Here is a 26126-nt window from a genome sequence, read left to right on the forward strand (position 1 = left end):
CTCGGGAGAACCCATGACCATCGACCTCGACGCCGACCGCCCGGCGATCGCGCCCGCGCCCGACGCCGGCAGCGTCCCGGCTCCCGCCGCTCCGCGCCGGGCCCGTCGGCTGCGCCTGCCGCGCGCCGGAGAGACGATCGCCGGACTGATCCTGCTCGTGCTCCTGCTGGCCGTGTTCGTGCCCCAGCTCTTCACGCACGCCGACCCGCTGGCGATCGCCCCGGCCGACGCCTTCCAGGCGCCCTCCGCCGCCCACCTCTTCGGAACGGACGAGTCGGGCCGCGACGTCTACACCCGCGTGATCTACGGCGCACGCCCGTCGCTGCTCATCGGCTTCTCGGCCACGGCGATCGGGATGGTGCTGGCCGTGGTGCTCGGAGGCCTCGCCGCGCTGGGAGGCCGCGCCGCCGACTTCACCGTGAACCGCTTCCTCGAGGTGATGTTCGCCTTCCCCGGTCTGCTGCTCGCACTGGTGTTCATCGCGATCTTCGGAGCCGGAGTGGTCACCTCGACGATCGCGGTCGGCCTGGCGACGGCCCCCGGCTACGCGCGCATCCTGCGCACGCAGATCCTGTCGGTGCGCCGGTCGGGCTACGTGGAGGCGTCGCGGGTGCTGGGACGGTCGCCGGCGACCATCCTGCGCCGCACCATCCTCCCGAACGTGCTCACCTCGGTGTTCGTGCTGGCGACGCTCGGCATCGGGCAGGCAATCGTGTGGGCGTCCTCGCTCAGCTTCCTCGGCCTCGGCTCGGTGCCGCCCGCCGCCGAATGGGGCGCGATGCTCGCCGCGGGCCGGACCTACATCGGCAACGCCTGGTGGCTGACCGTCTTCCCCGGCATCGCGATCGTGCTCAGCGCCGCCTCGGCGACGGTGCTCGGGCACGCCCTGCAGAAGCGCGTCAGAGAGGCACGACCGTGACCGAACCCATCCTGGACGTCCGCGGGCTGACCGTCGGGTTCCGCGCCGACCGCGCCGTCACCCCGGTCGTGCGCGGCGTCGACCTGCGCATCGAGCCCGGCCGGTGCCTCGCCCTCGTGGGCGAGTCCGGGTCGGGCAAGTCGGTCACCGCCCGCAGCATCGTGGGGCTGAACGGTCCCGCGGCGCGCACCGAGGCCGACCGCCTCTCGGTGGGCGACCGCGACATCCTGCGCCTCAGCGACCGCGGCCTGCGCCGGGTGCGCGGCAAGGAGGTCGGCTACGTGCTGCAGGATGCGCTGGTCTCCCTCGACCCGCTGCGCCCCGTCGGGCGCGAGATCGACGACGCGCTGCGCCTGCACACCCGCCTCTCCCCGGCGAAGCGGCGCGAGCGCGTGCTCGAATTGCTGGCCTCCGCCGGCGTCCCCGAGCCCGCGCAGCGTTCCCGGCAGCGCTCCGGCGAGCTGTCCGGCGGCCTCCGGCAGCGCGCCCTGATCGCCTCGGCGATCGCGCTGCAGCCGCCCCTGCTGATCGCCGACGAACCGACGACGGCGCTCGACGCGACCGTGCAGGAGCAGATCCTCGCACTGCTGGAGGAGCTCAAGGAGCGCGGCACCGCCATCCTCCTGATCAGTCACGACCTCGCGGTGGTGGGCCGGGTCGCCGACGACATCTCCGTCATGAACGGCGGCGAGATCGTCGAGCACGGTCCGGCGGAGCAGGTGCTCTTCGACGCCCGCGACGCCTACACGCGCCGCCTGATCGCCGCCGTGCCGGCGGACCGCCCGCGCGGCACACGGCTCAGCGAGGCGGCGCCTCCTCAGCGTGAGGCGGCCGCGACGCCGGCCGCGCCCGCCGAGGTCGTGCTGCAGGCGCGCGACCTGGTGAAGCACTACCGCAACCCGGACGGCACGGCGCGGCTCGTGCTCGACCAGGTCTCCTTCGACCTGCACCGGGGCCGCACCCTCGGGCTCGTGGGGGAGTCGGGCTCCGGCAAGACCACCGCGACGCGCGTCGCGCTCGGGATCACCGAGCCGGAGTCGGGCGCCGTGACGCTGTTCGGCGCACCGTGGACGGCCGCCTCCGAGCGTGACCGCCGGCGCGAGCGGCACCGCATCGGCGCCGTCTACCAGGACCCGCTCGGCTCCTTCGACCCGCGCCTGTCGGTGGAAGACATCCTCGCCGAGGCGCTCGGGTCCCGGCCCGGTCCGGCGGCCGCGGACATCGCCCGGCTGCTCGACGAGGTGGGGCTGCCCTCGACCGTGCTGCGCCGCCGCCCGCTGCACCTCTCGGGAGGGCAGCGCCAGCGGGTCGCCATCGCGCGCGCCCTGGCGCCGCGCCCCGAGATCATCGTCTGCGACGAGCCCGTCTCGGCGCTCGACGTCTCGGTGCAGGCCCAGGTGCTCGATCTGCTGGACGACCTCCAGCGCGAGCTCGGCCTCAGCTACCTCTTCATCTCGCACGACCTCGGCGTCATCCAGCACGTCAGCGACGAGGTGGCCGTCATGTCCGCCGGCCGCATCGTCGAGACGGGATCCGCCGAGCAGATCTTCCGGTCGCCCGCCGACCCGTACACGCGGGCGCTGCTCGAGGCAGCCCCGCGCCTCGTCCGCTGACGGCCCCCGCGCACCGCACCCCCGAAAGGAATCCATGTCCGTCCTCCACTTCAACGCCTTCGTGATGAACACCGCGTCGCACATCAACCACGGCCAGTGGCGCCACCCCGACTCCCGGCAGACCGACTTCGAAGACGTCGACGTCTGGATCGACCTGGCCAAGCGGCTCGAGGACGGCCTGTTCGACGCCATGTTCTTCGCCGACGTGGTCGGCGTGTACGGACCGGCGGACGGCGACTACACGCCGAACGCGCGCCAGGGCCTCCAGATCCCGAGCAACGACCCCGCTGTGCTGCTGTCGGCGCTCGCCGTCAACACCCGCGACCTCGGCTTCGCGTTCACGAGCAGCGTGCTGCAGGAGCACCCCTTCGCGTTCGCCCGCAAGGTCTCGACGCTCGACCACATCAGCCGGGGACGCATCGCCTGGAACATCGTGACGAGCGCGCAGGAGAGCGCGGCGCGCAACTTCGGCCTCCCGGGCCTCGTCGAGCACGACGAGCGCTACCGCTGGGCCGAGGAGTACGTCGACGTGACGTACAAGCTGTGGGAGGGGTCGTGGGACGAGGGCGCCCTCGTCAAGGACCGCGAGGGCGGCGTCTACGCCGACGCCTCCAAGATCCACCGGATCAACCACGTGGGCGAGCGCTACCGCGTGGAGGGTCCGCACCTCCCGTCGCCGTCGCCGCAGCGCACCCCCCTGCTGTACCAGGCGGGCGCCTCCGGAGCCGGCCGCGCCTTCGCCGCCCGCAACGCCGAGGCCGTCTTCCTGGCCGCGCCCACTCCGGCGATCGCCGCCGAGACGATCGTCGAGACCCGCCGTCTCGCGGTCGAGGCGGGCCGCCGCCCGGAGGACATCAAGTTCTTCCAGGGCATCAGCTTCGTCATCGGCTCGACGGAGGAGGAGGCGCGCCGCGCCGAGGCCGAGCTGGACGAGTACGCCAGCCTCGAGGGCTACCTCACCCACATGAACTTCGGCACCCGGCCCGACGGCACGCCCTACCCGCCGGAGACGCAGCTCAAGGACATCCACACCAACGCCAGCCAGTCCATCCTCGAGTGGCTGCGCCGCTCGGTGCCCGACCGCGAGGCCACCGTCGCCGACCTCGGCAAGGTGCTCCTGAGCCGGGGCCGCCTGGTCGGCACGCCCGAGACCATCGCGGACAAGCTGGAAGAGTGGCAGCGCGCCGGGGTGGACGGGATCAACGTCGTCAACTGGCGCATCCCCGGCTCCTACATCGAGTTCATCGACCACGTCCTGCCCGAACTGCAGCGACGCGGGCTCGCACAGACGGAGTACACGCCCGGCACGCTGCGCCGCAAGCTCTTCGGCCGCGACCACCTCGACGAGCGGCACCCGGCCTCCCGTTACCGCGGCGCCTTCGGCGGTGAGGCGTGACCGCGGTGCCGTACGAGCAGCTCGCGGCGCGCTTCCGCCCGCTCTTCGCCGAGATCGCCGCGGGGGCGCCCGACCGGGAGCGGGATCGCACGCTCGCCCACGACGCGGTCCGTGCGCTCGCCGCGGCCGGGTTCGGGGCGGTCCGTCTGCCGGTCGAGGAGGGCGGCGCGGGGGCGTCGGTGTCGCAGCTCATCCATCTGCTGATCGAGCTCGGCGCGGCCGATTCGAACCTCCCGCAGGCGCTGCGCGCCCACTTCGGGATGGTGGAGGAGCGTCTCATCGATCCCGACGGCCCGGCCCGCGCGAAGTGGTTGCGGCGCGTCGCCGACGGGGCGATCCTCGGCAACGCCGTGACCGAGATCGGCGGCGGCAAGGTCGGCGCCACCGGCACCCGCCTCGACACCGCGGGCGACGAGTGGACCATCACGGGCACGAAGTTCTACAGCACCGGCAGCCTCTACGCCGACTGGCTCGCGATCGGCGTCTCGGACGAGCGCGACGAGCGGGCCTTCGCCGTGGTGTCCGCGACGCATCCCGGCCTGCAGCTCGTCGACGACTGGAACGGCTTCGGCCAGCGCCTCACCGCCTCCGGCACGACCCACCTCGATGCGGTCGCCGTCGAGCGGGACGACGTCTTCTGGTACGCCGACCGCACCCCGCACTACATGATCGCGTTCTACCAGCAGGTGCTGCTCGCCTCGCTCGCGGGCATCGGGCGTGCGATCGTCGCGGACGCCGTCGACTACGTGCAGCATCGCACGCGCGTCTTCAGCCACGCGCAGGCCGACCTGCCCCGGGAGGACCCGCTCGTGCAGCAGGTCGTCGGGCGCCTGGCCGCGGCCTCCTTCGCCGCCGACGCCGTCGTCCTCGCCGCCGCCGATGCGCTGGAGGCGGTCGCCACCGCGCGCACCGCCGGCGAGCCCGTCGAAGACCTGATCGATGCCGCCGAGCTCGCCACGTCGAAGGCGCACAGCACCGTGGTCGACTCCGTGCTCGGCGCCGCGACGACGCTCTTCGAGGTGGGAGGCGCCTCCGCCGTCGACCGCGACCGCACGCTCGACCGGCACTGGCGCAACGCCCGCACCATCTCGGTGCACAACCCCGGCATCTACAAGCAGCGCACGGTCGGCGACCACTTGCTCAACGGCACCGCGCCGACGCACGCCTGGGTGGTGGGCACCCGATGAGCCGCTTCGACCTCCTGCCCGATCCGTCGGACATCGGCGGCGACCACGACCGGTACGCGGAGTGGATCGCCGTGGCGCGCGAGGTCGCCGGCCTCCTCGCCAACGACGCGCTCGAACGCGACCGCGGCAACCGCCTCCCGACCGCCGAGATCGAGCTGCTGCGCGAGCGTGGCCTGCTCACCATCGGTATCCCGGTGGAGTTCGGCGGGGCGGGCGTGCCGTGGACGGTCACGGCCCAGATCGTCCGGCTGGTCGCCCGCGCCGACTCCTCGATCGCGCACATCCTCGGTTACCACTACGTCTGGCTGCGGTTCATCCAGTCGTTCGACACCGACCAGTCGCGCCGCGCGCTCGCGGACAGCGCCGCCGGCCGCTGGCTCTGGGCGAGCCCCGGCAACAACCGCGCGTCCGGGTATCCGCCGATCGTTCCGGACGGCGACGGGTTCGTCATCACCGGCGACAGCGGATTCGCCTCCGGCGGGCCCGTCGCCGACCGCCTCTTCGCGATCACTCTGCGCGACGGCGACCGGATGACCGTCGTCGAGCTCGACCCGGCGCAGCCCGGCATCACCTTCAGCGGCGACTGGGACGTGCTCGGTCAGCGCCTCTCGGCCAGCCAGTCGATCACCCTCGCCGACGTGCGCGTCGACGAGTCGCGCATCCTGCGCCGCTTCGGGCCGATCCGGGAGCAGGAGGCGCGGCAGTCGGTGCAGGTGCTGCACTTCCAGCTCACCTTCGGCATCCTCCACCTCGCCATCGCCGAGGGAGCGCTGGAGGCCGCCACGGCCTACACGCGCGAGCACACCCGCCCGGCGCTGCACTCGACGGTGGAGCGCGGCCGCGACGAGCCGTACATCCTCGCCGGCTACGGCACCCTCGTCGCGAAGGTCCAGGCCGTGTCCGCGCTGGTCGAGCGCGCGATCCACGCGCTCGACTGGCTCTACGCCCTCGGCGACGAGGTCACGGCCGAGCAGCGGGCGGCCGTCGCGGAGATCATCGCGAGCGCCAAGATCGTGTCGACGGACACGGCCCTGGAGGTGACGAGCGCGATCTTCGAGTACACCGGCGCCCGCTCGACCGCGGCCGCGTACGGGCTGGACCGCTTCTGGCGCAACGTCCGCACGATCTCGCTTCACGATCCCGTCGCCTACAAGCGCGACGAGGTGGGCCGGTACGTGCTCAACGGGGAGGCTCCGACACCCTCGGGCGTGCGCTGACGCGCTGATAGGCGGAACCTATCAATGCGGGCGCGGGTGCCGCTTGATCCGCTTTCCGCCGCCGACCTAGCGTTGTCGTATCCCGGGTCGCTGCCCGTCATAGGCGTCGGCGACCCGGGATCGATAGCCTCCCTCGATCAATGGCCCTCGATTTCTTATTGAGGGCGGAAGAATCGAAACCTAGCGTGGACGGGTGGCTGTCCTCACCCCTCCCCGCCGTCGCATCCGTCCGCCGAGCGTCCTCTCCCTCATGGGCCTCCGCTACATCGCGCTCGCCCTGATCGCCCGGCTGCCGTTCGCCATGATGGTGGTCGGTGCGCTCACGATGATGGTCGAGCTCGGCCGGTCGGTCGCCGAGGCCGGCATCGTCTCGGCCGTGGCGGGGATCGGCACCGCGCTGGGCGCGCCCCTCCTCGGGCGCTCGATCGAGCGGTTCGGCCAGCGCCCCGTGCTGCTCGTGATCGGGCCGGTCTTCGGGCTCCTGCTCGTCGGTTTGACGGCGCTGGTCTGGTTCGGCGCCGCCACCGGGGTGCTCGTCGGTGTCGCAGCGCTCGCCGGCATCGTCAGCCCGCAGGTCGCACCGCTCTCGCGCTCACGGGTCGCGGCGGCGGTGCTCGACACCGAGTCGGGCCCGCGGCTCGATGCGGCGATGGGCTACGAGTCGATGGCCGACGAGGGCGCGTTCGTGGTCGGGCCGGTGCTCGTCGGCGCTCTCTCCCTGGCCCTGGGCCCGTGCGCGCCGCTGCTGGTCGCCGCCGGGCTGACCTTCACCGCGGTCGTCGCCTTCGCCCTCCATCCGACGGCCGTCGGGCTGGCCGGGGCGACCAGCGGGGCGGGCGGGCGCCGTCACCGCCTCTGGTCCGGGAGGTTCGTCATCCTGGTGGCGGGCATGGCGTGCGTTGGCGCGATCTTCGGCGCCACCCTCACCGCGCTCACGCGGGAGCTGGAGGTCGCCGGCATCCCCGGCTGGACCGGGCTCGTCTACGGCCTGATGAGCGTCGGGTCGATCCTCTCGGCGGCCTCGCTCGCCCACATCCCGCAGAGACTCCTCCCGCGTCGCGCACGCTGGATCGTCGCCGCGAGCGTCGCCGTCGCGGGGGCGGTCGTCCTCGCACTCGGCCCCGCACTGGTGTGGACGTGCATCGGGCTCTTCCTCCTCGGCTGCGGGATGGGCGCCGCCCTCGTGACCGTGTTCGCCCTGACCGCCGAGGTCGTGCCCGCGTCGCGCCGCACGACCGCGTTCGCCGTGCTCAGCAGCGCGCTGATCGTCAGCCAGGCGGTCGTCACGGCCGGAGCGGGTCAGCTGGTCTCCTCGGCCGGCGCCGCGCTCGGCTTCCTCGTCGCCGTGGGCGTCGGCGTCGCGCTCCTGGCGCTGGCGGTCACCCACCGGTTCGTGCCGGCTCGGAGCCTCAGCGCAGAAGCTGCGACGCCGTCGAACGGATGAGCTCCACCGTCTCGTGCAGGCTCTCGCGCGGGTCGCGGTCCCGGTAGATCATCTCGAGCGGCAGCGCGCCCGGCGGGTCCAGCGGCACGGCGACGACCTCCGATGGCAGCGACGGCACCGCCGACCGCGGCACGAGGCTGAACGCGCGTCCCTCCCCGAGCAGGTAGCTCCGAGACCCGACGATGCGGGGAGGCGAGACCAGGATCATCGGGCTCAGCCCCCGGTCGTGGCACAACGCGAGGAGGGCGTCGTAGTACGCGGGCGCCTGCTCGCGGGACCACAGGAGCAGCGGGAGGTCGCCCAGCTCGGCAGGGTCGATCGAGGGCGAGCCGGCAAGGGGATGCGCCGCCGAGACGACCGCCAGGAACTCCTCCTGCAGCAGCACCTCGGTGGCGAAGCGCGGCGGCGGGGTCAGGAACCGGCCGATGCCGATGTCCGCGGTCTGCCGCAGGACCTCGGCGACGACGGCCCCGCTGTCGGCCGCGATCTCCTCGATGCTCGTGTCGGGCGTCTCCTGCTCCGCGCGCCGGATGACGGCCGGGAGGAGGGTGTTGATCACGCTCGGCGACGCCACGACGCGCACGCGCTGGAGGTGCTCGGTCTGGAAGAGGCGGGCGCGATCGGTGAAGCGGTCGGCGGATTCGAGCAGGGCGCGCGCCTCCTCGACCAGGGCCTCGCCGGCCGGCGTCAGGCTGGCCGTGCGCGTGGATCGTGTGAACAGTCTCAGGCCGAGCGCGACCTCCAAGCGCTTCAACTCCTGGCTCGCCGTAGCTTGGGCGATGTGCAGCCGATCCGCCGCGCGCCCGAAGTGGAGCTCGGTGGCGAGGGCGAGGAAGATCTCGACCTGGCGGAGAGTGACAGCCATAGCGCGAGCCTATCAATTGGTCGTCTTTTCCGCCTTGGTCGAATCACCAAGCGTCATTAGCGTTGACCTCGCTCGAACGAAAGAACAGAGGCAAGGATGCTGGCTGTAGTAGGTGACCTGGTGGAAGACATCGTCGTGTGGCCGAGTGGCGCACTGCGACGAGGGACGGACAACCAGGCCGAGATCTATCGCACCCGGGGCGGGTCGGCGGCGAACGTCGCCGCGTTCGCCGCGGGGCTCCACCCGACCCGCTTCATCGGCTGCGTCGGCGACGACGCGACCGGCGAGAACCTGGGCCGCGTGCTGTCGGAGGCCGGGGTCGACGTGCGCGTGCAGCGCCGCGGGACGACCGGCACGATCGTCATCCTGATCGAACCCGACGGGGAGCGCACGATGCTCCCGAACCGCGGGGCGGCGACGAAGCTCGAGCGCGTCGCGGATGAGTGGCTGGACGGTGTGGAGCTCCTCCACATCCCCGCGTACTCCTTCGACGGCGAGCCGGTGCGGCAGAGCGTGGAGGCCATGATCGACGTCGTGCGGGGGCGCGGCGGGCTCATCTCGGTCGACGCCTCCTCGACCCAGGTCATCGAGACGTTCGGCGTGCAGCGGTTCCGCGACGACCTCGAGCGCATCGCCCCGGACTTCCTCATCGCGAACGGCGACGAGGCCGAGCTCCTGGGCTTCGGCAGCGCGGACGCCACCGCGGAGAACCTGCGCCGCAACCCGTCGACGACCTTCGTCCTCAAGGCGGGCGCGCAGCCCACCCGGGTGCTCTCCGCCCACGCCGAGCCGCTGACGGTCGACGTGCCGCCGGTCACGGTGATCCGTGACTCCACGGGAGCGGGCGACGCGTTCGCCGCCGGCTTCCTCACCACCTACCTCACCAGTCGCGACCTCGTCGCCTCCTGCCGCGGCGGCCACCGCAGCGCGCAGGCCGTCCTCGGCTCGCCGGGCGCCACCACCCCCATCCCCGTCGTCGGCGCGTCCACCCCCGGTGCGCCGGCGCCCAGCGCAAGGACGAAGCAATGACGCAGCTCCATTCCGCGGACATCTCCGCATCGACCCGGTCCGCCTCCATCAGGCGGATGGTCTTCGCCCTGCTGGTGGCGTGCGCCGCCTTCCAGCTCAACGCCAGCATGCTGGCGCCGGCCCTCGTCACGATGGCCCACGAACTCGACGTCAGCGAGGCCAGTGCGGCGCTCGCCCAGACGGTCTTCTTCACCGCGACGGCGGTGTTCGGGATCTTCCTCCCGCGCTGGAGCGACATCGTCGGCCGCAAGCGCATCATGCTCCTGATGCTGGCGGCGATGACCGTCGGCAGTATCGTGGCCGCCCTCGCGCCGACCCTGCCGATCCTCCTCGTGGCGCGGGCGCTGCAGGGCGCCTCTGGCCCGATCGTCGCCGTCAGCCTGCTCATCCTGCGGGCCGAGGTGAAGGACGCACGCCGGTACGGCTACCTGATGGGGCTCGTCGCCGCCGTCAACGGTGGAATCGCCGGGGTGGATGCCATCGCCGGCGGGTTCATCACCAGCCTCTGGGGATTCCGGCCGATCTTCTGGGTCATCACCGTGCTCGGCGTCCTCGCACTCGTCTTCACCCGGTCCTGGACTCCCGAGTCCCGTCCGTCCGCCCGCGCGCGGATGGACTGGTGGGGCGTGATCACGCTCGTCGGCGCGATCCTGTCGTTCCAGCTCGCGATCAACGAGCTGCAGCAGCTGGGCGACGCGAACTGGTGGCTGATCGGCGGACTCGCCGTCCTCGGTCTGGTGTTCGGCGCTGCTTTCCTCACGGTCGAGCGCATCGTCCCCGTCCCGCTCGCGTCGATCTCGCTCCTGAAGCAGCGCTCGGTGTGGGCGCTGCTCCTCACGACATCGCTCACCATCGCGGGGGTGGTCCCCGTCGTGAACGCGGTCGCCCTCTCGCTCGCGCAGAACCCGACGAACGGGTTCGGGTTGGCTGCGGACACGACCTCCCTGATCCTGCTCACCCCGTATGCACTTCTGGGCTGGATCGTCGGTCCGTTCGCGGGTCGGCTCGCGCCGGTGGTCGGCTACCGCACGATCCTGCGGGTCGGACTGGCGGGGTCGGTGCTCGGCATCGTCGGCCTGGGCTTCCTCGGCACGCAGAGCCTCCCCTTCCTCATCGGCGCGGTGCTCTTCCTCGGCGTGGTCTACGCCGGGATGGCGAACATCATGCTCAACGGCCTCGGCGTCGTGCTGAGCCCGCCCGAGAACCCCGGGTTCCTGCCGGGCCTGAACTCGGCGGCCTTCGGGTTCGGCGCCGGTATCGGCTTCACCGTGATGCCCGCACTCCAGATGCTCGGCAGCGGCTCGACCGGAGTGCCGACCCACCTCGGCTACAGCGTCGCGATGTTCGCCGCCGCCGGGATCACCGCCCTGGCGCTCGCGGTCTCCCTGCTGCTGCCGAAGCCCCGCGGCGTCGAGCTGAAGACGACCTCGGTCTCCGCCGTCCACTAATTGTCAAAACCTATCAATCGTCGAACATTTGCGTGTTGATCCGGCCTAATCGCGCACCCGAGACTGGCATCACCACCGCAAGAAAGCAGGTAGACACCATGAGCTCCATCCGCATCTCCGACGAGGTCCGCGATGCCGTCGCCGCCGGCCGGCCCGTCCTCGCCCTCGAGTCGACCATCTTCACCCACGGGCTGCCCCGCCCCCGCAACCTGCAGGTCGCGACGGAGTCCGAGGCCCAGCTGCGCGCCTCCGGCGTCACCCCCGCGACGATCGGCGTCGTCGCCGGCGAGCTCGTCGTCGGGCTGTCCTCCGCCGAGATCGAGCTGCTCTCCAACGACGACTCCGTCGTCAAGGCCTCGATCCGCGACCTGCCGATCGCCGCTGCCAAGCGGCTCAACGCCGGCACGACCGTCGCTGCGACCGCCTACGCGGCGCACGCCGCCGGCATCAAGGTGTTCTCGACCGGCGGTCTCGGCGGGGTGCACCAGGGCGCCGCCCAGACCTTCGACGAGTCGGCGGACCTCGGCGCCCTCGCCATCCTGCCCATCGTCGTCGTGAGCGCTGGCGTGAAGTCGATCCTCGACATCGGCCTCACCCTCGAGCGGCTCGAGACGCTGAACGTGCCGGTCGTCGGCTGGAAGACCACCGACTACCCCGGCTTCTATATCACCGACTCCGGCTTCGACATCGAGTACTCGGTGGACAGCACGGACGAGATCGCGAGCATCGCCGCCAGCCGCGACGAGCTGGGGCTCGCCTCCACGGTGCTCGTCGCCAACCCGATCCCCGCCGAGAAGCAGCTCTCGCCCGAGAAGCTCGAGCAGGTGCTCGTCTCCGCGCATGCCGCGGCGGCCGACGCGAACATCGTGGGTCACGACACCACGCCGTTCCTGCTCGACTACATCCAGCGCGCCACCGGCGGCGAGAGCCTCGAGGTCAACATCGACGTGTACCGCAACAACGTCGCGCTGGGTGCGGAGATCGCCCGCTCGATCAGCGCCCGTTAGGCTACGGAATCGGCCCGACGCGACGGCCTCGCCCCGACCGGGGCGGGGCCGTCGCTCATGAACGAGGAGTCCCGATGTACGTGAAGATCTGCGGTCTCTCCACGATCGAGTCGGCCAGGGTCGCGCTCGACGCCGGTGCGGACGCCGTCGGCGTGGTCATGAGCAGACGCAGCCGTCGCACGGTCTCCGCCGACATCGCGCGCGAGATCGCCGGCTTCGTCGGGGGCGCCGCCGACGTCGTGCTCGTCGTGGACGAGCTCCCCGCGGTGGAGGCGGCTTCCGTCGCTGGTGGGATCGGCGCCGACGTGGTCCAGCTGCACGGCACTGGGTACCGACCGGACGACGTCGCAGCGGCCGCCGGTGCCGGTCTCCGCGTCTGGCGCGCGACCTCCGTCACCTCGGCCGACGAGGTCGACGTCGGATCCTGGGGCGAGGAGGCCCTTCTCCTGGACTCGCCCGACCCTGGCTCCGGCCGCCGCTGGGACTTCGCCGTGCTCGAGGGCCGACCCCTGCGCGGCCGGTGGATGCTCGCGGGCGGACTCGACCCCGAGAACATCGCGGAGGCCGTCGCCTCCGCACGCCCGTGGGGCGTCGACGTCTCCAGCGGCGTCGAATCCGCGCCCGGCGTCAAGGACCTCGACCGCATCCGCGCCTTCGTCGCGGCGGCGAAGGCGGTCTGACCGGGAGCGGCGAGTCCTACTCGAAGACCGGCGTGAGGAAGCGGCGCTCGTAGCGGCGGATGCAGCCGGTGTCGCGCGCGAACTGGAAGGCCTCCTGGCATTCGGGGTCCGTCGCCGATGCCTCCCGGTACCGCTCGTACTCCGCCAGCGACGGGAAGGTGAACAGCGCGAACGCCTCGTCGCTGTCGCCTTCGCTGGGCATGAAGTACCCGTGGTGGTCGCCGCCGAGCCTGTTGACGAGGCGGATCCAGCGCTGCCCGTAGTCGGTGAACTCCGCCAGCTTGTCGGCATCGATCTCGTAACGCAGGTGGACGGTGATCACGGGTGCTCGCTCTCGTCGGCAGGCAGGGACGACCTCATCCTGACAGAGCGCGGGATCACGGCGTCACGATGTCGAACCCCGTGTCTCCCTGGTCGAGAACACCGACGAAGCGCCTGGAGGGCACCCTGGTCGCCGGCGAGCTCGATCCCGGGGCCGGCCAGCACCAGCACGGCGAGGCCGACCGTGAAGGAGATCGGGAGGCCGCGACCGATGGCGGGCCGGGAGGGGCGAGGCGTCATCGGCGCAGGGTCTCCGACGGGCGCTCGCCGAAGGTTCGGGAGTACGCCCCGGCGAATCGGCCGAGGTGCACGAATCCCCACCGTGCGGCCACCTCGGTCACGCTGACCGAACCGGGCTCCGCCGTGGAGAGGGCATCGCGCACCTTCTCCAGCCGGAGGGCGCGGAGGTATGCCATCGGCGTGGTGTCGAGCGATCGGCGGAAGCCTTCCTGCAGGCTTCGGACGCTCACGGAGACGGCCGCCGCCAGCTCGGCGACGGTCCACGGATGTGCTGGGCTGTTCCGCAGCAGGTCAACCGCCCTCGAGACGGGTCCGCCTCCCGCTGCCGGAGTCGGGAGTGCCAGCCGCGTCGAGTAGTTGTGGGGCTGCGAGAACAGCAGGCTGTGGACCAGCACCTGCTCGAAGCGCTGCGCGGCCAGCGGGTGGGCCAGCGCCCCGCCGTCCTGGGCGGAGGCGTGGTCGATCATCCGGAGCGTCTGCATCACCAGCCGGCCGCCGGGGGTCGACAGGCTCAGCGCTGCCGAGAACTCCAGGGGGCCGGCGGCGCGCGAGCCGAGCAGGTGCTCGAGTTCCCGGTGCAGCTGATCCCGCGGGATCATCAGGGCGAGCTGGGAGAACCGTTCGCCGCAGTCGAGCTCGACCGGCCGCCCGGGCATGAAGACCGCCGCGGTCCTCGGAGTCCCGTAGACCGGAGTGGACAGCGCGGCTCGCATGGTCGCGCGGCCGCCCACCGGGATGTCCACGTGGTAGTTCTCCGCCTCCGCGGTCCTGATGCGCACGGCCTCCTCGAACCGCATGAAACCGCAGGTGGTCCGGCCCACCGTCACGGCGTTGAGCTTCAGGTCGATGACGCTCGCGGGAGCCGCGGAGGGGAAGTCCACCGGCAGGAAGACGTCGGACAGGGCATATCGCGCCTGCTCGACACCGCGTCCCGCTGCGATGCGGCGGCTGCCGAACATCTCGTTCACGTCGGATCGCATTCCGCGATTGTATGCGTCGGATCTCGACGCCGGACGACCCGTCCGCGCACATCGGACAGGACTCCGCGCCGACCGGATATCGATGCCGGAGCGCCGTGCATAACGTGAAATCGTCACCGCCTCCCCGGACGGCGACGATCTCCGGTGATCCTCCCCTTCGGGTGGGGAGGGTCACCGGGGCCCTCCCACCCGTGCACCCGCAGGCACCGAACCACCCCGAGGCGGCAGCACATGCACCACCGAACCGCACGCGAGACGTCCCATGGCTGAGCCCGACGCGCTGAGACGCCCGCGTCGGTGCGCGCGATGCGGTGCCCCGGTACGGGTCGTATCCAATCCGTATTACGGCGTGGGCCTGGCGGTCCATCGCCAGCTGTCCAGCTGCACGCGGTGCGACCTCGTCGAGTTCATGCCGGCCGGGCGGGACGGCGACGAAGTCCCCGCTCGGGGCGAGGTGCTCCGGTCGTCGCGCTGGCAGCGGCTGCGCTGGAGCATCGTGCGCCTGCTCCGGCCGGGCGGATGACGCACGAGTCCCACTTCGTCGACGCCGACTCGTGGGTCGCCGCGGTGGATCACGTCGTCGGGCACCCGGCCGCGCGACCGATCCTGGACGAGACCGGGATGGAGCCGGGCACCCTCCTCGCCGTCGCGCGGGTGGAGGCCGTGCGGGCGGACGCCGGCGGCATCGCCCTGCTGAGCCACGAACAGCTCGCGGAGTGCACGGGCCTGCCGCGTGCGACCGTCCTCCGCGCACGCCTGGCGCTGATCGAGTTGGGGCTCGAGCATCTGGCGACCGCGCCGGGTGCGCCGGGGACCATCCGGCGGCTTCTCTGCCTCCACTGCGCAACCGCGTGAGTGCGCTCACTTGAGCCGATTCTATCAACCACCCAGGGTCGGCGGTGGCGATCGACCGTGACATGCTCGCGCGATCGAAAAGGCATTTGACCAGGAATTTACTGCATTTACGATGTCCGCCACCGAAGGTCGACCCGACTCGCCTCAGCAACACCAACGAGCCGAAAACTCCCGTTTGACAGAATCTGATAGTGCGCTAACATGAACGCACGAACCCCAATCAACAAAGGAGTTGGACGTGACTGAGCCGTACACAGTCGTAGCGCTCTCGCCGCTGCAGATCCCGATCGTCGAACCGGAGGACGCGCTGAAGAACACCAAGCGCATCATCTCGTTCATGAAGACGGCGGTCGGCGTGGCCGCGACCGAGGGCCACCCGGTCAAGCTGGTCGTCATCCCCGAGATGGCGATCCAGGGGATGCACATGGCATTCACTGCGGGCAACCGCGAGGCGGAGAAGAAGTTCGCCCGGACGATCCCCGGACCGGAGACCGACGAGCTCGGCAAAGCCGCTCGTGAGCTGAACACCTACATCGCCGGCGAGCTCTACCTGGTCGCCGACGACGACTTCCCGGACCGCTACTTCAACTGCGCGTTCATGATCGACCCGAACGGCGACGTCATCTACCGTCGCGCGAAGGCGACCAGCGACGGCTTCGAGGGCGGCACCCTCGGCACCACCAACCCGCACGACCTGTGGGACGAGTGGATCCAGAAGAAGGGCGACGGCAACGTGATGGACGCCATCTACCCCGTCGCGAAGACCCCCGACATCGGCAACATCGGCTACGTGATCTGCCACGAGGGCGCGTACCCCGAGATCGCCCGTGGCCTGGCGATGAACGGCGCCGAGGTCATCATCCGCGCGACCCTCATCGAGCCGCAGACCTCGCAGGGCATGTGGGAGGTGCAGAACAAGGCGCACGCGCTGTTCAACAACGCGATCGTGGTCGCTCCGAACCTCGGCCCCGAGCTCGGTCCGGACGGCGTCATCAACGACCTCTTCGGTGGGCGCTCGATGATCGTCAACCAGCGCGGCAAGATCATCACGGAGACCCCGGGAGTGACGGCGGGCGACACCTTCGTCAGCACGACGATCGACATCGACGCCCTGCGGCGCGACCGCCAGGCGAACGGCGTCTTCAACGGCTTCAAGGACCTGCGCACGGAGCAGTACGCGGCGATCTACGAGAAGCCGATCTACCCGAAGAACCAGTACCTCGACGCCCCTCCCGGCGAAGGCTGGCTCGCCCGCGAGCGCGAGACGCGCGCCCGCAACATCAAGCTGCTCGAGGAGCGCGGCGTCTTCACGCCGCTCGACTGAGCCTCCCTGTGTGGCGGTCCCACCCCGAACGGGGCCGCCACACTCTCCCCCGGCACCACCTGCACCACCCAGCTGTCCCCAGCACCGATCACCTCACAAGGAAGTGGAACAATGATCAGTCCCAACAGCACCACGAAGCGCACCCGCACCCGATCCCTGCTCGCCGTCGCCGCCCTCTCCGCGGTCACCGCCCTCCTGTTCACCGGATGCGCCCGCGGAGGAACCGACGGTTCCGCCGCCAGCGACGCGGACAAGAAGACGGGCAAGGGTCTCGTCATCGGCTGGAGCCAGCGCGGCATCAGCGGAAGCGACTGGTGGAAGACCCTCGTCGAGGGGGGCCAGGCCGAGGCGAAGAAGCTCGGCGCGACCATCCAGCTCCTCGACGCGAACGGGGACACCGTCCGGCAGAACGCGGACGTGCAGACCCTGATCACGAAGAACGTCGACGTCGTGATCATGAACCCGAACGACCCCATCGGAGTCGGGTCCTCCGTGGCGGCACTGCAGAGCGCGGGCGTCCCCCTCGTCACCGTCAACTCGAACCTCGACCCGTCGCTGGTCAAGGACATGTACTGCTACGTCGCCGAGGACCAGGGGTACACGGGCTCGCTCGCGGGCGAGGTCGCGGCGAAGAAGGCCATCGCCAAGTTCGGCGAGACCGGTGAGATCAAGGTCGTCGGCATCGGCGGCTTCCCGGGCGACGTGCTCAGCGACCTGCGGTTCAACGGGTTCATGAAGGGCTACGAGAGCGTGATGAAGGCCTACCCCGGCATCACGACGAAGAAGCTCGAGACCAAGTACGGCGAGTGGAAGCCCGACAAGGCGCTCGCCCCGATCCGCGACGTCGCCACGGCCAACCCCGACCTGAAGATCGTCTACAGCATGAGCGACGTGATGGAGGGCGGCATCGAGCAGGGCCTCCAGCAGGCCGGCATCTGGGGCGACGGCGTCATCGTCGCCGGGTACGACGGCGGGATGAACGTCGTGAAGGAGATGGTGGACAACCCCACCGGTCCGCTCCAGGCGACCGCGTCCAACCAGCCCTGGGACCAGGGCGTAGCCGCCGTGAAGATGGCCGTCGCCGCCTACAACGACGACAAGACCGCGTGCCCGAAGAAGGAGGTCTACATCAAGACCACCGTCGTCACGCCGGAGAACGCCCAGCAGTACTACAAGCCCGGCGACACCTACGTCCGGGCCAACGACTAGGCACCTGCGGGTACCACGAGGAGTCGCTGCGCCCGATGTCATCGGTTCGGGCGCAGCGACCGGTTCACACGACCACGTCACGAAGAAGTGCAGAGGAAAACATGGACGAGCTTCAGCTCGACGGCATCACCAAGGGCTACCTCGGCGTCCAGGCGCTCAAGGGGGTCAGCCTCTCGGTCAAGCGGGGCAGCATCCACGCCCTCGCCGGGCAGAACGGCGCCGGCAAGTCGACCCTGGTGAAGATCCTCTCCGGGGCCGAGACGCCCGACGGCGGGACCATCCGCCTGGGTGGCGAGGTAGTGAAGTTCCGGGAGCCCACGGACGCGCAGAACGCGGGCATCCACACCATCTATCAGGAGCTGAGCCTCGTCCCGTCCCTCTCGGTGGCGGAGAACATCTTCCTCGGCACGCTTCCGACCAAGGGGACCGTCGTCGACTGGAAGGAGATGCAGGCTCAGGCACGGGATGCGCTCGCCCGCGTCGGATTCGACCTCGACGTGCGCCAGCCGGTCTCCTCCTTCTCGGTGGCCGAGCAGCAGGCCGTCGAGCTCGCCAAGGCGTTGCACAAGGACGCTCGGATCCTCCTGCTGGACGAGCCCACCTCCACGCTCCCGCTCCCCGATGTGGAGCGCCTCTTCACCGTGCTGCGCCGGCTCGCGGCCGAAGGCGTGACCCTGCTCTACATCTCGCACCGCATGGACGAGCTTTACAGTCTGTGCGACGCGGTCACCGTGCTGCGCGACGGCGTCGCCGCGGCCGATCTGACCACGGCGGACACCCGGCCGGCCGACGTCGTGACGGCGATGGTCGGCAAGAGCCTCGAGGGCTCGATCGCGGATGCCGCCCTGCGGGGCGAGCGCAGCCCGCGACTGGGTGCCGGACGCACCGACACGGTCCTTCTCTCGGCGCGGGGCCTCGGCGAGGACGACCGGGTCGCGGACGTCGACTTCGACCTCTATCAGGGGGAGGTGCTCGGCATCGCCGGCCTCATCGGCTCCGGTCAGTCCGAGCTGGCGAGCCTCCTCGCCGGTGCGCGCAGGAAGACGGACGGCCACCTCGTGATGGACGACAAGCCTGTCGCCTTCGCATCCCCGCGGGACGCCATCCGGCGCGGGATCGGCCTGCTGCCTCAGGACCGCAAGACGCAGGGCTTCATCCCCGATATGGGCGTCGCCGGCAACATCACGCTCGCGAGCATGCCGATGTTCAGCAGGCTCGCGGTCATCGACCGCAAACGGGAGAAACGTGCCGCCCAGGACATGGTGACGAAGCTCGGCATGAAGGTCTCGAGCGTGAACCAGCCGATGAAGACCCTGAGCGGCGGGACGCAGCAGAAGGGCATCCTCGCCCGCTGGCTGGTGCGCTCGTCGCGCCTCCTGATCTGCGACGAGCCCACTCGCGGTGTCGACGTCGGCGCCAAGGAGGACATGTACGAGCTGATCCGCGACTTCGCCCGTTCCGGCGGGACGGTGATCATCGCGAGCTCCGAGATCTCGGAGGCGATGATGTGCGATCGCGTCCTCGTCATGGCCCGCGGCCGCGTGGTCGCCGAGTTCGACCACGACGAGATCGATCCGCAGGGGCAGCGGATCCTCCAACTGCTGGCCTGAGCCGCGCCCGAATCCAGAGAACCCACCTGACGGAAACCCAACGACGGGAAAGACAATGTCGAACAAGACCCTCCACGAGCCGGAGAAGACCAGCGGCTCGCCTTCGGCTCCGCACGCGCGCTCGACCTGGGGAGGCATGCTCAAGCGCATCCTGCCCAAGAGCTATCTGCTGCTGGTGCTCGTCGTCATCATCGTGATCGGGTACTACGTCTCGGCCGACTTCCTCACGCTGCGGAACGCGGAGAACGTCATCGCGGCCGCCTCCATCGTGGCGGTGCTCGCGGTCGGTCAGTTCTTCGTCATCCTCACCGGCGGCATCGACCTCTCGGTCGGCTCGATCCTGGCGATGTCGACCGTGATCGTCGCACTGACACTGCAGGCCGGGATGGCCACCGGCCTCTCGGTGGCCTTCACCTTGTTCTGCTGCGGGATCGCGGGGCTGGTGAACGGCCTGCTCGTGGTGTGGTTGCGCATCCCGCCGTTCATCGCGACCCTCGCCATGATGAGCGCGGTCAAGGGTTTCAGCTACATCATCCAGTCGACCAGCCTGATCCAGATCACCGACCAGACGTTCATCGACCTGTTCGCCCGCGGGACGAGCCTCGGCCTCCAGAACCCCGTCATGATCTTCCTCGTCGTGATGATCCTCGCGGCGCTGGTGGCGAAGTTCACCACGTTCGGCCGCTCGCTGTACGCGATCGGCGGCAATCCAGAGGCCGCCCGTCTCTCGGGGCTGCCGGTGGCCCGCAACCTCATCATCACGTACACGATGTCGGGCCTGCTCGCCGGCCTGGCCGGTCTCATCGCGGCGGCGCAGCTCCGGCAGGGCAGTTCGCTCATCGGTGTCGGCTACGAGCTGGACGCGATCGCCGCCGTGGTCGTGGGCGGCGCCTCCCTCATGGGCGGCAAGGGCGATCCCATCAGTGCCGTGATCGGCGTGTTCGTCCTGGCCACGATCATCAACGTCATGAACCTGGTGGGCATCTCCTCCGAGCCGCAGCTCGTGATCAAGGGCGCGGTGATCGTGATCGCCGTCTTCCTCTCCAGCGCGGGAGGCGTGCAGCGCATCTCCGGGTTCTTCCGGTCGCACTTCGGCCGTCGCACCCCGCGGGCAGCGAGCTGAGCCCGTGTCGGCGCCTTCGAGCAACGCAGAGCAGTCGACCACTCGCGGCGCCAGGATGATCGATGTCGCACGTCTCGCCGGTGTGTCCCAGCAGACCGTCTCCCGCGTCGTCAACGGGAGCCCCAACGTGGCTCCCGAGCTCCGGGAACGCGTGGAGCTCGCCGTCCGGCAGCTGCGGTACCGGCGCAATCCGGCCGCGCGGGCACTGGCGAACGGGCGGACGATGAACCTCGGCATCGTGAGCTTCGGCCTCGCCCAGTACGGCCCGTCGGTCGCCCTCAGCGGCATCGCCGACGAGGCCAGGAGCGAGGGATACGCGACCAACCTCGTGACCCTCGGTGACGTGGACCGCGCGGCGATGAAGGCGGCGCTCGACCACCTGGCCGAGGACGCGGTCGACGGGATCGTCGTCCTGGCGCCGGTGCAGGCCGCGCTCGAGGCGATCTCGGGGCTCGAGGCCGACGTGCCGCTCGTGTTCTTCGAACCCGGGGCGCCCGACGGGACCGTCAGCGTCGCGACGGACGAGATCGGCGGCGCGGAGCTCGCCACCCGGCACCTCCTGGACCTGGGGCACGACACGGTCTGGCAGGTCGCCGGACCGCCCGGATGGCTCGGTACCGACGCCCGCCTGCGGGGCTGGTCCCGCGCCCTCGCGTCGAGCGGCCGGGTGACGAACCCGGTCTTCACCGGCGACTGGACCACACGCTCGGGATACGACGCCGGATGCCGGATCGCACGCGACCCGCGCATCACCGCCGTGTTCGTTGCCAACGACCAGATGGCGCTCGGCGTCGTCAAAGCGCTCGCGGATCACGGAGTATGCGTGCCCGAGGACGTCAGCGTGGTCGGCTTCGACGACGTGCCCGAGTCCCGGTACTACCGGCCGGGACTCACGACCGTCCATCTCGACTTCGAGGAGGTCGGCCGGCTGGCCGTCGACCGCATCCTGCACCTCATGCGCGGCGGACGGGCCGACGCGCTGCCGCGTGTGCTGCCGACGCTCGTCGTCCGCCAGAGCACCGCGCCGCCCTCCCGCACCCCACGAACCATCAACCCCACCTGACAGAGAAAGCGAAGCGCATGACCATCACACAACTCGGGCGCACCGGTCTGACCGTCTCCGACGTCTGCGTCGGGACGAGCGCCCTCGGCAGCTTCCCGGCCCAGTACGGCTACGAGGTCGACACCGAGACCGCCGTCGCGACCATCCACCGGGTCTTCGAGGGCCCCTTCACCTTCATCGACACGTCGAACGAGTACGGAGGCGGCGAGAGCGAGAAGCGCATCGGCCAGGCGATCCGCGAGCACGGGGGAGTCCCCGAGGGCGTCGTCGTGGCCACGAAGGTGGACCCGCTCCCGGGCACGACCGACTTCTCCGGCGACCGCGTGCGTCGCTCGGTGGAGGAGAGCCTCGACCGGCTCGGCCTCGACCGGCTGCCGCTGGTCTACCTGCACGACCCCGAGAAGATCACCTTCGAGGAGGGCGTCGCGCCGGGTGGGCCCCTGGAGGCGCTGATCGCCCTCCGCGATGAAGGCGTCATCGGCCACCTCGGCGTCGCCGGCGGCCCGATCGACCTCGAGCTCCAGTACCTGGCGACGGAAGCCTTCGACGCTGTCATCAGCCACAACCGCTTCACCCTCGTCGACCAGTCGGCGGAGCCGCTGCTCGACGACGCCCAAGCGCGCGGCGTCGCATTCGTGAACGCGGCCCCGTTCGGCGGCGGGATGCTCGTGAAGGGCCCCGACGTGGTCCCCACCTACTGCTACGCCCCCGTCTCCGACGAGGTCCTCGACCGGGTGCGGCTGATGGAGGCCCTCTGCGCCGAGCACGGTGTCCCCCTCGCCGCCGCCGCGCTGCAGTTCTCCCTGCGCGACCCGCGTGTGACCTCCACGATCGTCGGCATGTCGGAGCCGAAGCGCGTGGAGCAGACGGTCGAGCTGGCCGGCTTCGAGATCCCCGATGCGCTGTGGGATGCGCTGCTGCCGATCGCGCGCCGGGGTCGCGCGGGTGTGCTCGCCTAGTCGGTCCGTCCAGAACCAGATCCGTCCAGAAGGAAAGGACACAGAATGACCACCCTCAAGAACCCCGAGCCCGTCGACGTCGTCATCGTCGGCGCCGGTGCCGGCGGGGCGACCGCCGCCAAGGTGCTGACCGAGGCCGGGCTGCGCGTCGTCGGTCTCGAGCGCGGACCGTGGCTGAAGCCCGAGCACGCGTCCGGGGACGAGCTCAAGTTCCTCAACCGCAACTTCATCTGGCAGGACCCGAAGCTCAAGCCGCGCACGTACCGCCAGAACGACAGCGAAGAGGCTGTCATCACGAACTTCTCGGCGACCCCGCAGGTCGTCGGGGGCGGGACCACGCACTGGGGCGGCATGGTGCCCCGGATGACGGTGAACGATTTCCGTCTGCGGTCCCTGCACGGCGACGTCGAGGGCGCGAGCCTCGTCGACTGGCCGATCAGCTACGACGATCTGGAGCCGTATTACACCCGCGTGGAGTGGGAGTTCGGCACCTCGGGCCTCGGTGGCGCCAACCGATGGGAGGGGCGTCGCACCCGCGACTACCCGACCAAGCCGGCCCCGCTCAGCCAGATCGGGCGCAAGTTCGCCACGGCCATGAACTCGATGGGGCACAGCACATTCCCCATGCCGCAGGGGATGGTGACGGAGCCCTACCGCGGGCGCGAGCCGTTCAGCGAGAACGGCTTCTGGCAGCAGTACCCCGACCCGGGCACCGGCAAATCCTCGACGCTGATCAGCTTCATCCCGGATGCCGTGAACACCGGCCTCTACGACCTCCGTTCCGACTGCTACGTCAGCGAGATCCTGGTCGACAAGACGGGCAAGGCGACCGGTGTGCGATACCAGGACGAGAACGGCAACGAGTTCGTCCAGAACGCCAAGGCTGTGATCGTCTGCGGCGGCGGCATCGAGACCCCGCGTCTGCTGCTCATGTCGAAGTCGGCCCTGTTCCCCGACGGCCTCGGCAACGGGAGCGGGCAGGTGGGCAAGAACGCGACGTTCCACCAGTACTCGTTCTCGGTCGGCCTGTTCGACAAGGAGCTGCACGACCCGCTCTACGGTTGGTCGGGCCACTACATGAACCTGTGCTCGTTCGACTTCTACGAGACGGACGAGTCGCGAGGGCACATCCTCGGCTCGCTGATCTTCCCGTCGATGCTCGGCCACCCCGTGAACTGGAGCTTCCCGGGCCGCCCCACGTGGGGCCAGGCCGCGAAGGACGCCGACCGCGACCTGTTCAACTACAGCATGAAGATCGGGATCCTGCTCCACGATCTGCCGGTCGAGTCCAACCGCGTCGACCTCGACCCGACGGTGAAGGACGCCTGGGGCCTCCCGGTCGCCCGCATCACCCACACGCCGCACGCGAACGACTTCGCGCAGGAGAAGTGGCAGGTCAAGAAGAACGGGGAGATCCTCGAGGCGGCGGGCGCCTCCAAGGTGGTGCCCGTCAACATGGAGCGCATCACCGGCAACACGTCGCACGAGCTCGGCACGGTCCGGATGGGCAACGATCCCGCGACCTCGGTGGTCGACAAGTGGTGCCGCTCGCACGAGGTGCCCAACCTCTACGTGTTCGACGCGAGCTTCTTCCCCACGGCGACCGGCATCAACCCCGCGCTGACGATCATGGCGAACGCCTGGCGCTGCGCCGACCGCATCATCGCCGTGGACCGCCACGGCTGGACCGACTGACATCGACGACGACCTCAGAGGAGAAGACGAAGACAATGGGACAGGCAGAATGGGTCACCGTACCGATCTCGACGCGGGACACGGATGGGCCGCTCTTCTTCACGGAGCACGAGTGGGCGACTGTCGAGGCCGCCACTGCGCGCATCATTCCGACGGACCACCACCCCGGAGCGAAGGAGGCGGGGGTGGTTCGGTTCATCGATCGGATGCTGGCGGGGACGCAGTTCGTCTTCCCCGCCGCTGACGGCAACGGGTTCCTCCGGATGGAGGGGCTGGAGGAGAAGGCCTGGCAGGAGCGCATCGAGAGCCGTCAGACGTTCTACCGGGAGGGGATCGTCGAGCTGGACGGGATCGGCGGCGAGCGGTACGGCGCCGACTTCGTCGACCTCGACGATGATCAGCAGGATGCAGTCCTGGAGATCATCTCGAAGAAGGAGAAGCCGGCCCGGTTCGTCTTCGCCGAGTCCGATGGGCAGGGCAGCGGGGGAGCGCCGGCCGGCAACCAGCCGGTCAACGAGGACTTCCTGGAGTTCTTCCCTCTCCTCGTTCTGAACACGCGACAGGGCTTCTACGGCGATCCGGTCTACGGCGGGAACGACAACCGCCTCGGCTGGCGCGTCATCGGGTTCCCCGGGCCTCCCTCGCTCGCCTCGACGATGGACGGCAGCTACACGACGCGCGAGTACATGATCCCGGAGGCCGAGTGGCCGTATGAGCAGCACCCCGCCGTGCTGCGCTACGGGAACCGCTGAGCCCGGCGCAACGGGAGGCACCGGCCGGGCGCTCCACGGGCGCCCGGCCGGGCACGACCATAATTGGGGGATGATCCTCCCCTGCGTGTGCCACCCGGTCGACCCGGAACCGAGCCGGTGACCGAGACGAACGGCGCTGCGCCCCGCGCCGCCCGGATGGTGGACGTCGCCCGGCTCGCCGGAGTGTCTCAGCAGACCGTCTCCCGGGTGGTCAACGGGCACACGAATGTCGCTCCCGAGATCCGGGAGCGGGTGGACCAGGCGATCGCGCAGCTGCGGTACCGGCGCAACTCCGCCGCGCGGAGCCTGGCGACGAGCCGCTCGATGAACCTCGGCGTGCTCAGTTACGCACTGTCGGTGCACGGACCGGCCCTCGCGCTGTTCGGTATCGCGGAAGAGGCCCGCCGGAACGGCTATTCGACGAGTCTCGTGAGCATCGCCGACGTCGACCGGGCGAGTATCAGGGCCGGGCTCGACTCTCTCGTCGACGACGGGGTCGACGCCATCGTCGTCCTGGCCCCGATGACCGCCGCGACCGAGGTGCTGCAGCGGCTCGACACTGACGTGCCCGTGGTGCGCTTCGAGCAGGGCTCGCCCGCCGGCTCGGCGACGATCTCGATCGATGAGGCCCTGGGCGCCCAGCTCGCCACGCGGCACCTGCTCGAGTTGGGGCACGAGACCGTCCATTTCGTCGGAGGTCCGGACGGGTGGATGGCGTCGGAGGCGCGACGGCGCGGTTGGCGGACCGAGCTGGCCCTCGCCGGACGTGCGATCCCCGCCGAGTTCCCGTCCCCCGACTGGTCGGCGGAGTCCGGCTATCGCGCCGGCGTCGCGATCGCGGCTGACCGGTCCGTGACGGCTGTGCTGGCGATCAACGACGTGATGGCGCTGGGGGTCATGAAGGCGCTCGACGACCGGGGCGTCAGCGTCCCCGGTGATGTCAGCGTGGTCGGGTTCGACGACCGCGACGAGTCGGCGTTCTTCCAGCCCGCTCTGACGACCGTGCGGCTCGACTTCACCGAGGTCGGCCGCCGCGCGGTCGACAGCGTGCTCCGTGCCCTGCGCGGTGAGGCATCGACCACGATCCCGCTGATCCAGCCCGAGCTGAAGGTGCGTGACAGCACCGCGAGATACGACTCCGGGGCCTGACGCGGCGCCGACGGCTTGACCTTGCCCGGTGGGACAAGGTC

Annotated in this window: 24 protein-coding genes; 21 read left to right on the plus strand and 3 right to left on the minus strand. The window is 70.4% G+C overall.

The genetic code is table 11. The annotated features are described in order from the left end of the window. Positions 1-13: 13 nt before the first annotated feature. The 6 genes from HNR14_RS20860 (at position 14) to HNR14_RS10040 (ending at position 7776) form a co-directional block, all read left to right on the plus strand. Positions 14-919, plus strand: coding sequence for an ABC transporter permease (locus HNR14_RS20860; protein ID WP_179700918.1), 906 nt, complete (start codon positions 14-16; stop codon positions 917-919). Then, entirely contained in the window at positions 916-2532 is a 1617-nt protein-coding gene (locus HNR14_RS10020) for a dipeptide ABC transporter ATP-binding protein (RefSeq protein WP_179700919.1), read from the plus strand. The genes HNR14_RS20860 and HNR14_RS10020 overlap by 4 nt, the downstream gene beginning before the upstream one ends. 34 nt (positions 2533-2566) lie before the next feature. Beyond that, the gene (locus tag HNR14_RS10025) at positions 2567-3928 is read left to right on the plus strand and encodes an LLM class flavin-dependent oxidoreductase (protein ID WP_179700920.1); all 1362 of its coding nucleotides are present in this window, start codon (positions 2567-2569) and stop codon (positions 3926-3928) included. Beyond that, positions 3925-5115, plus strand: a complete 1191-nt coding sequence (locus tag HNR14_RS21365) for an acyl-CoA dehydrogenase family protein (RefSeq protein ID WP_179700921.1) — start codon at positions 3925-3927, stop codon at positions 5113-5115. The genes HNR14_RS10025 and HNR14_RS21365 overlap by 4 nt, the downstream gene beginning before the upstream one ends. Beyond that, positions 5112-6332: an acyl-CoA dehydrogenase family protein gene (locus HNR14_RS10035; protein ID WP_179700922.1), complete on the plus strand. Its 1221-nt coding sequence runs from the start codon at positions 5112-5114 to the stop codon at positions 6330-6332. The genes HNR14_RS21365 and HNR14_RS10035 overlap by 4 nt, the downstream gene beginning before the upstream one ends. Positions 6333-6525: 193 nt before the next feature. Next, a complete protein-coding gene (locus HNR14_RS10040) occupies positions 6526-7776 on the plus strand; it encodes an MFS transporter (protein ID WP_179700923.1) in 1251 nt (416 codons plus the stop codon). Here the strand turns inward: HNR14_RS10040 and HNR14_RS10045 are convergent. Continuing rightward, positions 7742-8641, minus strand: coding sequence for a LysR family transcriptional regulator (locus HNR14_RS10045; RefSeq protein WP_179700924.1), 900 nt, complete (start codon positions 8639-8641; stop codon positions 7742-7744). The two genes, HNR14_RS10040 and HNR14_RS10045, sit on opposite strands and share 35 nt — an antisense overlap. A gap of 96 nt (positions 8642-8737) precedes the next feature. On the opposite strand from HNR14_RS10045, the gene HNR14_RS10050 reads away from it, so the two are divergent. The 4 genes from HNR14_RS10050 to HNR14_RS10065 all read left to right on the plus strand — a co-directional run bounded on the left by HNR14_RS10050 (position 8738) and on the right by HNR14_RS10065 (position 12805). Beyond that, positions 8738-9670, plus strand: a complete 933-nt coding sequence (locus tag HNR14_RS10050) for an adenosine kinase (RefSeq protein WP_179700925.1) — start codon at positions 8738-8740, stop codon at positions 9668-9670. Continuing rightward, positions 9667-11118, plus strand: a complete 1452-nt coding sequence (locus tag HNR14_RS10055) for an MFS transporter (protein ID WP_218875014.1) — start codon at positions 9667-9669, stop codon at positions 11116-11118. Before HNR14_RS10050 ends, HNR14_RS10055 begins: the two co-directional genes overlap by 4 nt. 98 nt (positions 11119-11216) lie before the next feature. Beyond that, positions 11217-12125 carry a pseudouridine-5'-phosphate glycosidase gene (locus tag HNR14_RS10060; RefSeq protein WP_179700926.1) on the plus strand — a complete coding sequence of 303 codons (909 nt, stop codon included), beginning with the start codon at positions 11217-11219 and terminating at the stop codon, positions 12123-12125. A 74-nt stretch (positions 12126-12199) separates the two neighbouring features. Beyond that, the gene (locus HNR14_RS10065; RefSeq protein ID WP_179700927.1) at positions 12200-12805 is read left to right on the plus strand and encodes a phosphoribosylanthranilate isomerase; all 606 of its coding nucleotides are present in this window, start codon (positions 12200-12202) and stop codon (positions 12803-12805) included. Between the two features lie 16 nt (positions 12806-12821). On the opposite strand, the gene HNR14_RS10070 is transcribed toward HNR14_RS10065, so the two are convergent. Both HNR14_RS10070 and HNR14_RS10075 read right to left on the minus strand, forming a co-directional pair. Next, the gene (locus HNR14_RS10070) at positions 12822-13127 is read right to left on the minus strand and encodes an NIPSNAP family protein (protein ID WP_179700928.1); all 306 of its coding nucleotides are present in this window, start codon (positions 13125-13127) and stop codon (positions 12822-12824) included. 235 nt (positions 13128-13362) lie between these two features. Further along, positions 13363-14346 (minus strand): AraC family transcriptional regulator, encoded by a 984-nt coding sequence (locus HNR14_RS10075; RefSeq protein WP_179700929.1) that lies wholly within the window; start codon positions 14344-14346, stop codon positions 13363-13365. Positions 14347-14695: 349 nt separating this feature from the next. Here HNR14_RS10075 and HNR14_RS10080 point away from each other — a divergent pair, with 349 nt between their 5' ends. The 11 genes from HNR14_RS10080 (at position 14696) to HNR14_RS10130 (ending at position 26085) form a co-directional block, all read left to right on the plus strand. Continuing rightward, positions 14696-14869, plus strand: a complete 174-nt coding sequence (locus tag HNR14_RS10080; RefSeq protein WP_179700930.1) for a hypothetical protein — start codon at positions 14696-14698, stop codon at positions 14867-14869. Further along, entirely contained in the window at positions 14866-15201 is a 336-nt protein-coding gene (locus tag HNR14_RS10085) for a hypothetical protein (RefSeq protein WP_021758588.1), read from the plus strand. The genes HNR14_RS10080 and HNR14_RS10085 overlap by 4 nt, the downstream gene beginning before the upstream one ends. A gap of 238 nt (positions 15202-15439) precedes the next feature. Further along, positions 15440-16525, plus strand: a complete 1086-nt coding sequence (locus tag HNR14_RS10090; RefSeq protein ID WP_179700931.1) for a nitrilase-related carbon-nitrogen hydrolase — start codon at positions 15440-15442, stop codon at positions 16523-16525. A gap of 111 nt (positions 16526-16636) precedes the next feature. Further along, entirely contained in the window at positions 16637-17734 is a 1098-nt protein-coding gene (locus HNR14_RS10095; protein ID WP_021758584.1) for a sugar ABC transporter substrate-binding protein, read from the plus strand. Between the two features lie 101 nt (positions 17735-17835). Next, positions 17836-19344 carry a sugar ABC transporter ATP-binding protein gene (locus tag HNR14_RS10100; RefSeq protein ID WP_021758582.1) on the plus strand — a complete coding sequence of 503 codons (1509 nt, stop codon included), beginning with the start codon at positions 17836-17838 and terminating at the stop codon, positions 19342-19344. A gap of 55 nt (positions 19345-19399) precedes the next feature. Further along, the gene (locus HNR14_RS10105) at positions 19400-20467 is read left to right on the plus strand and encodes an ABC transporter permease (RefSeq protein WP_021758580.1); all 1068 of its coding nucleotides are present in this window, start codon (positions 19400-19402) and stop codon (positions 20465-20467) included. Positions 20468-20522: 55 nt separating this feature from the next. Then, on the plus strand, positions 20523-21530 hold the full coding sequence (locus tag HNR14_RS10110) for a LacI family DNA-binding transcriptional regulator (RefSeq protein WP_021758578.1): 1008 nt from the start codon (positions 20523-20525) through the stop codon (positions 21528-21530). 17 nt (positions 21531-21547) lie between these two features. Beyond that, a complete protein-coding gene (locus tag HNR14_RS10115; protein ID WP_021758576.1) occupies positions 21548-22489 on the plus strand; it encodes an aldo/keto reductase in 942 nt (313 codons plus the stop codon). 45 nt (positions 22490-22534) lie between these two features. Continuing rightward, positions 22535-24184 (plus strand): GMC family oxidoreductase, encoded by a 1650-nt coding sequence (locus tag HNR14_RS10120; RefSeq protein ID WP_021758574.1) that lies wholly within the window; start codon positions 22535-22537, stop codon positions 24182-24184. Between the two features lie 35 nt (positions 24185-24219). Next, entirely contained in the window at positions 24220-24936 is a 717-nt protein-coding gene (locus tag HNR14_RS10125; protein ID WP_179700932.1) for a gluconate 2-dehydrogenase subunit 3 family protein, read from the plus strand. A gap of 117 nt (positions 24937-25053) precedes the next feature. Further along, complete coding sequence (locus HNR14_RS10130; protein WP_343064453.1) at positions 25054-26085, plus strand: LacI family DNA-binding transcriptional regulator; 1032 nt, start codon at positions 25054-25056, stop codon at positions 26083-26085. Positions 26086-26126 lie beyond the last annotated feature (41 nt).

Source organism: Leifsonia naganoensis, from assembly GCF_013410615.1.
Lineage (GTDB): Bacteria > Actinomycetota > Actinomycetes > Actinomycetales > Microbacteriaceae > Leifsonia > Leifsonia aquatica.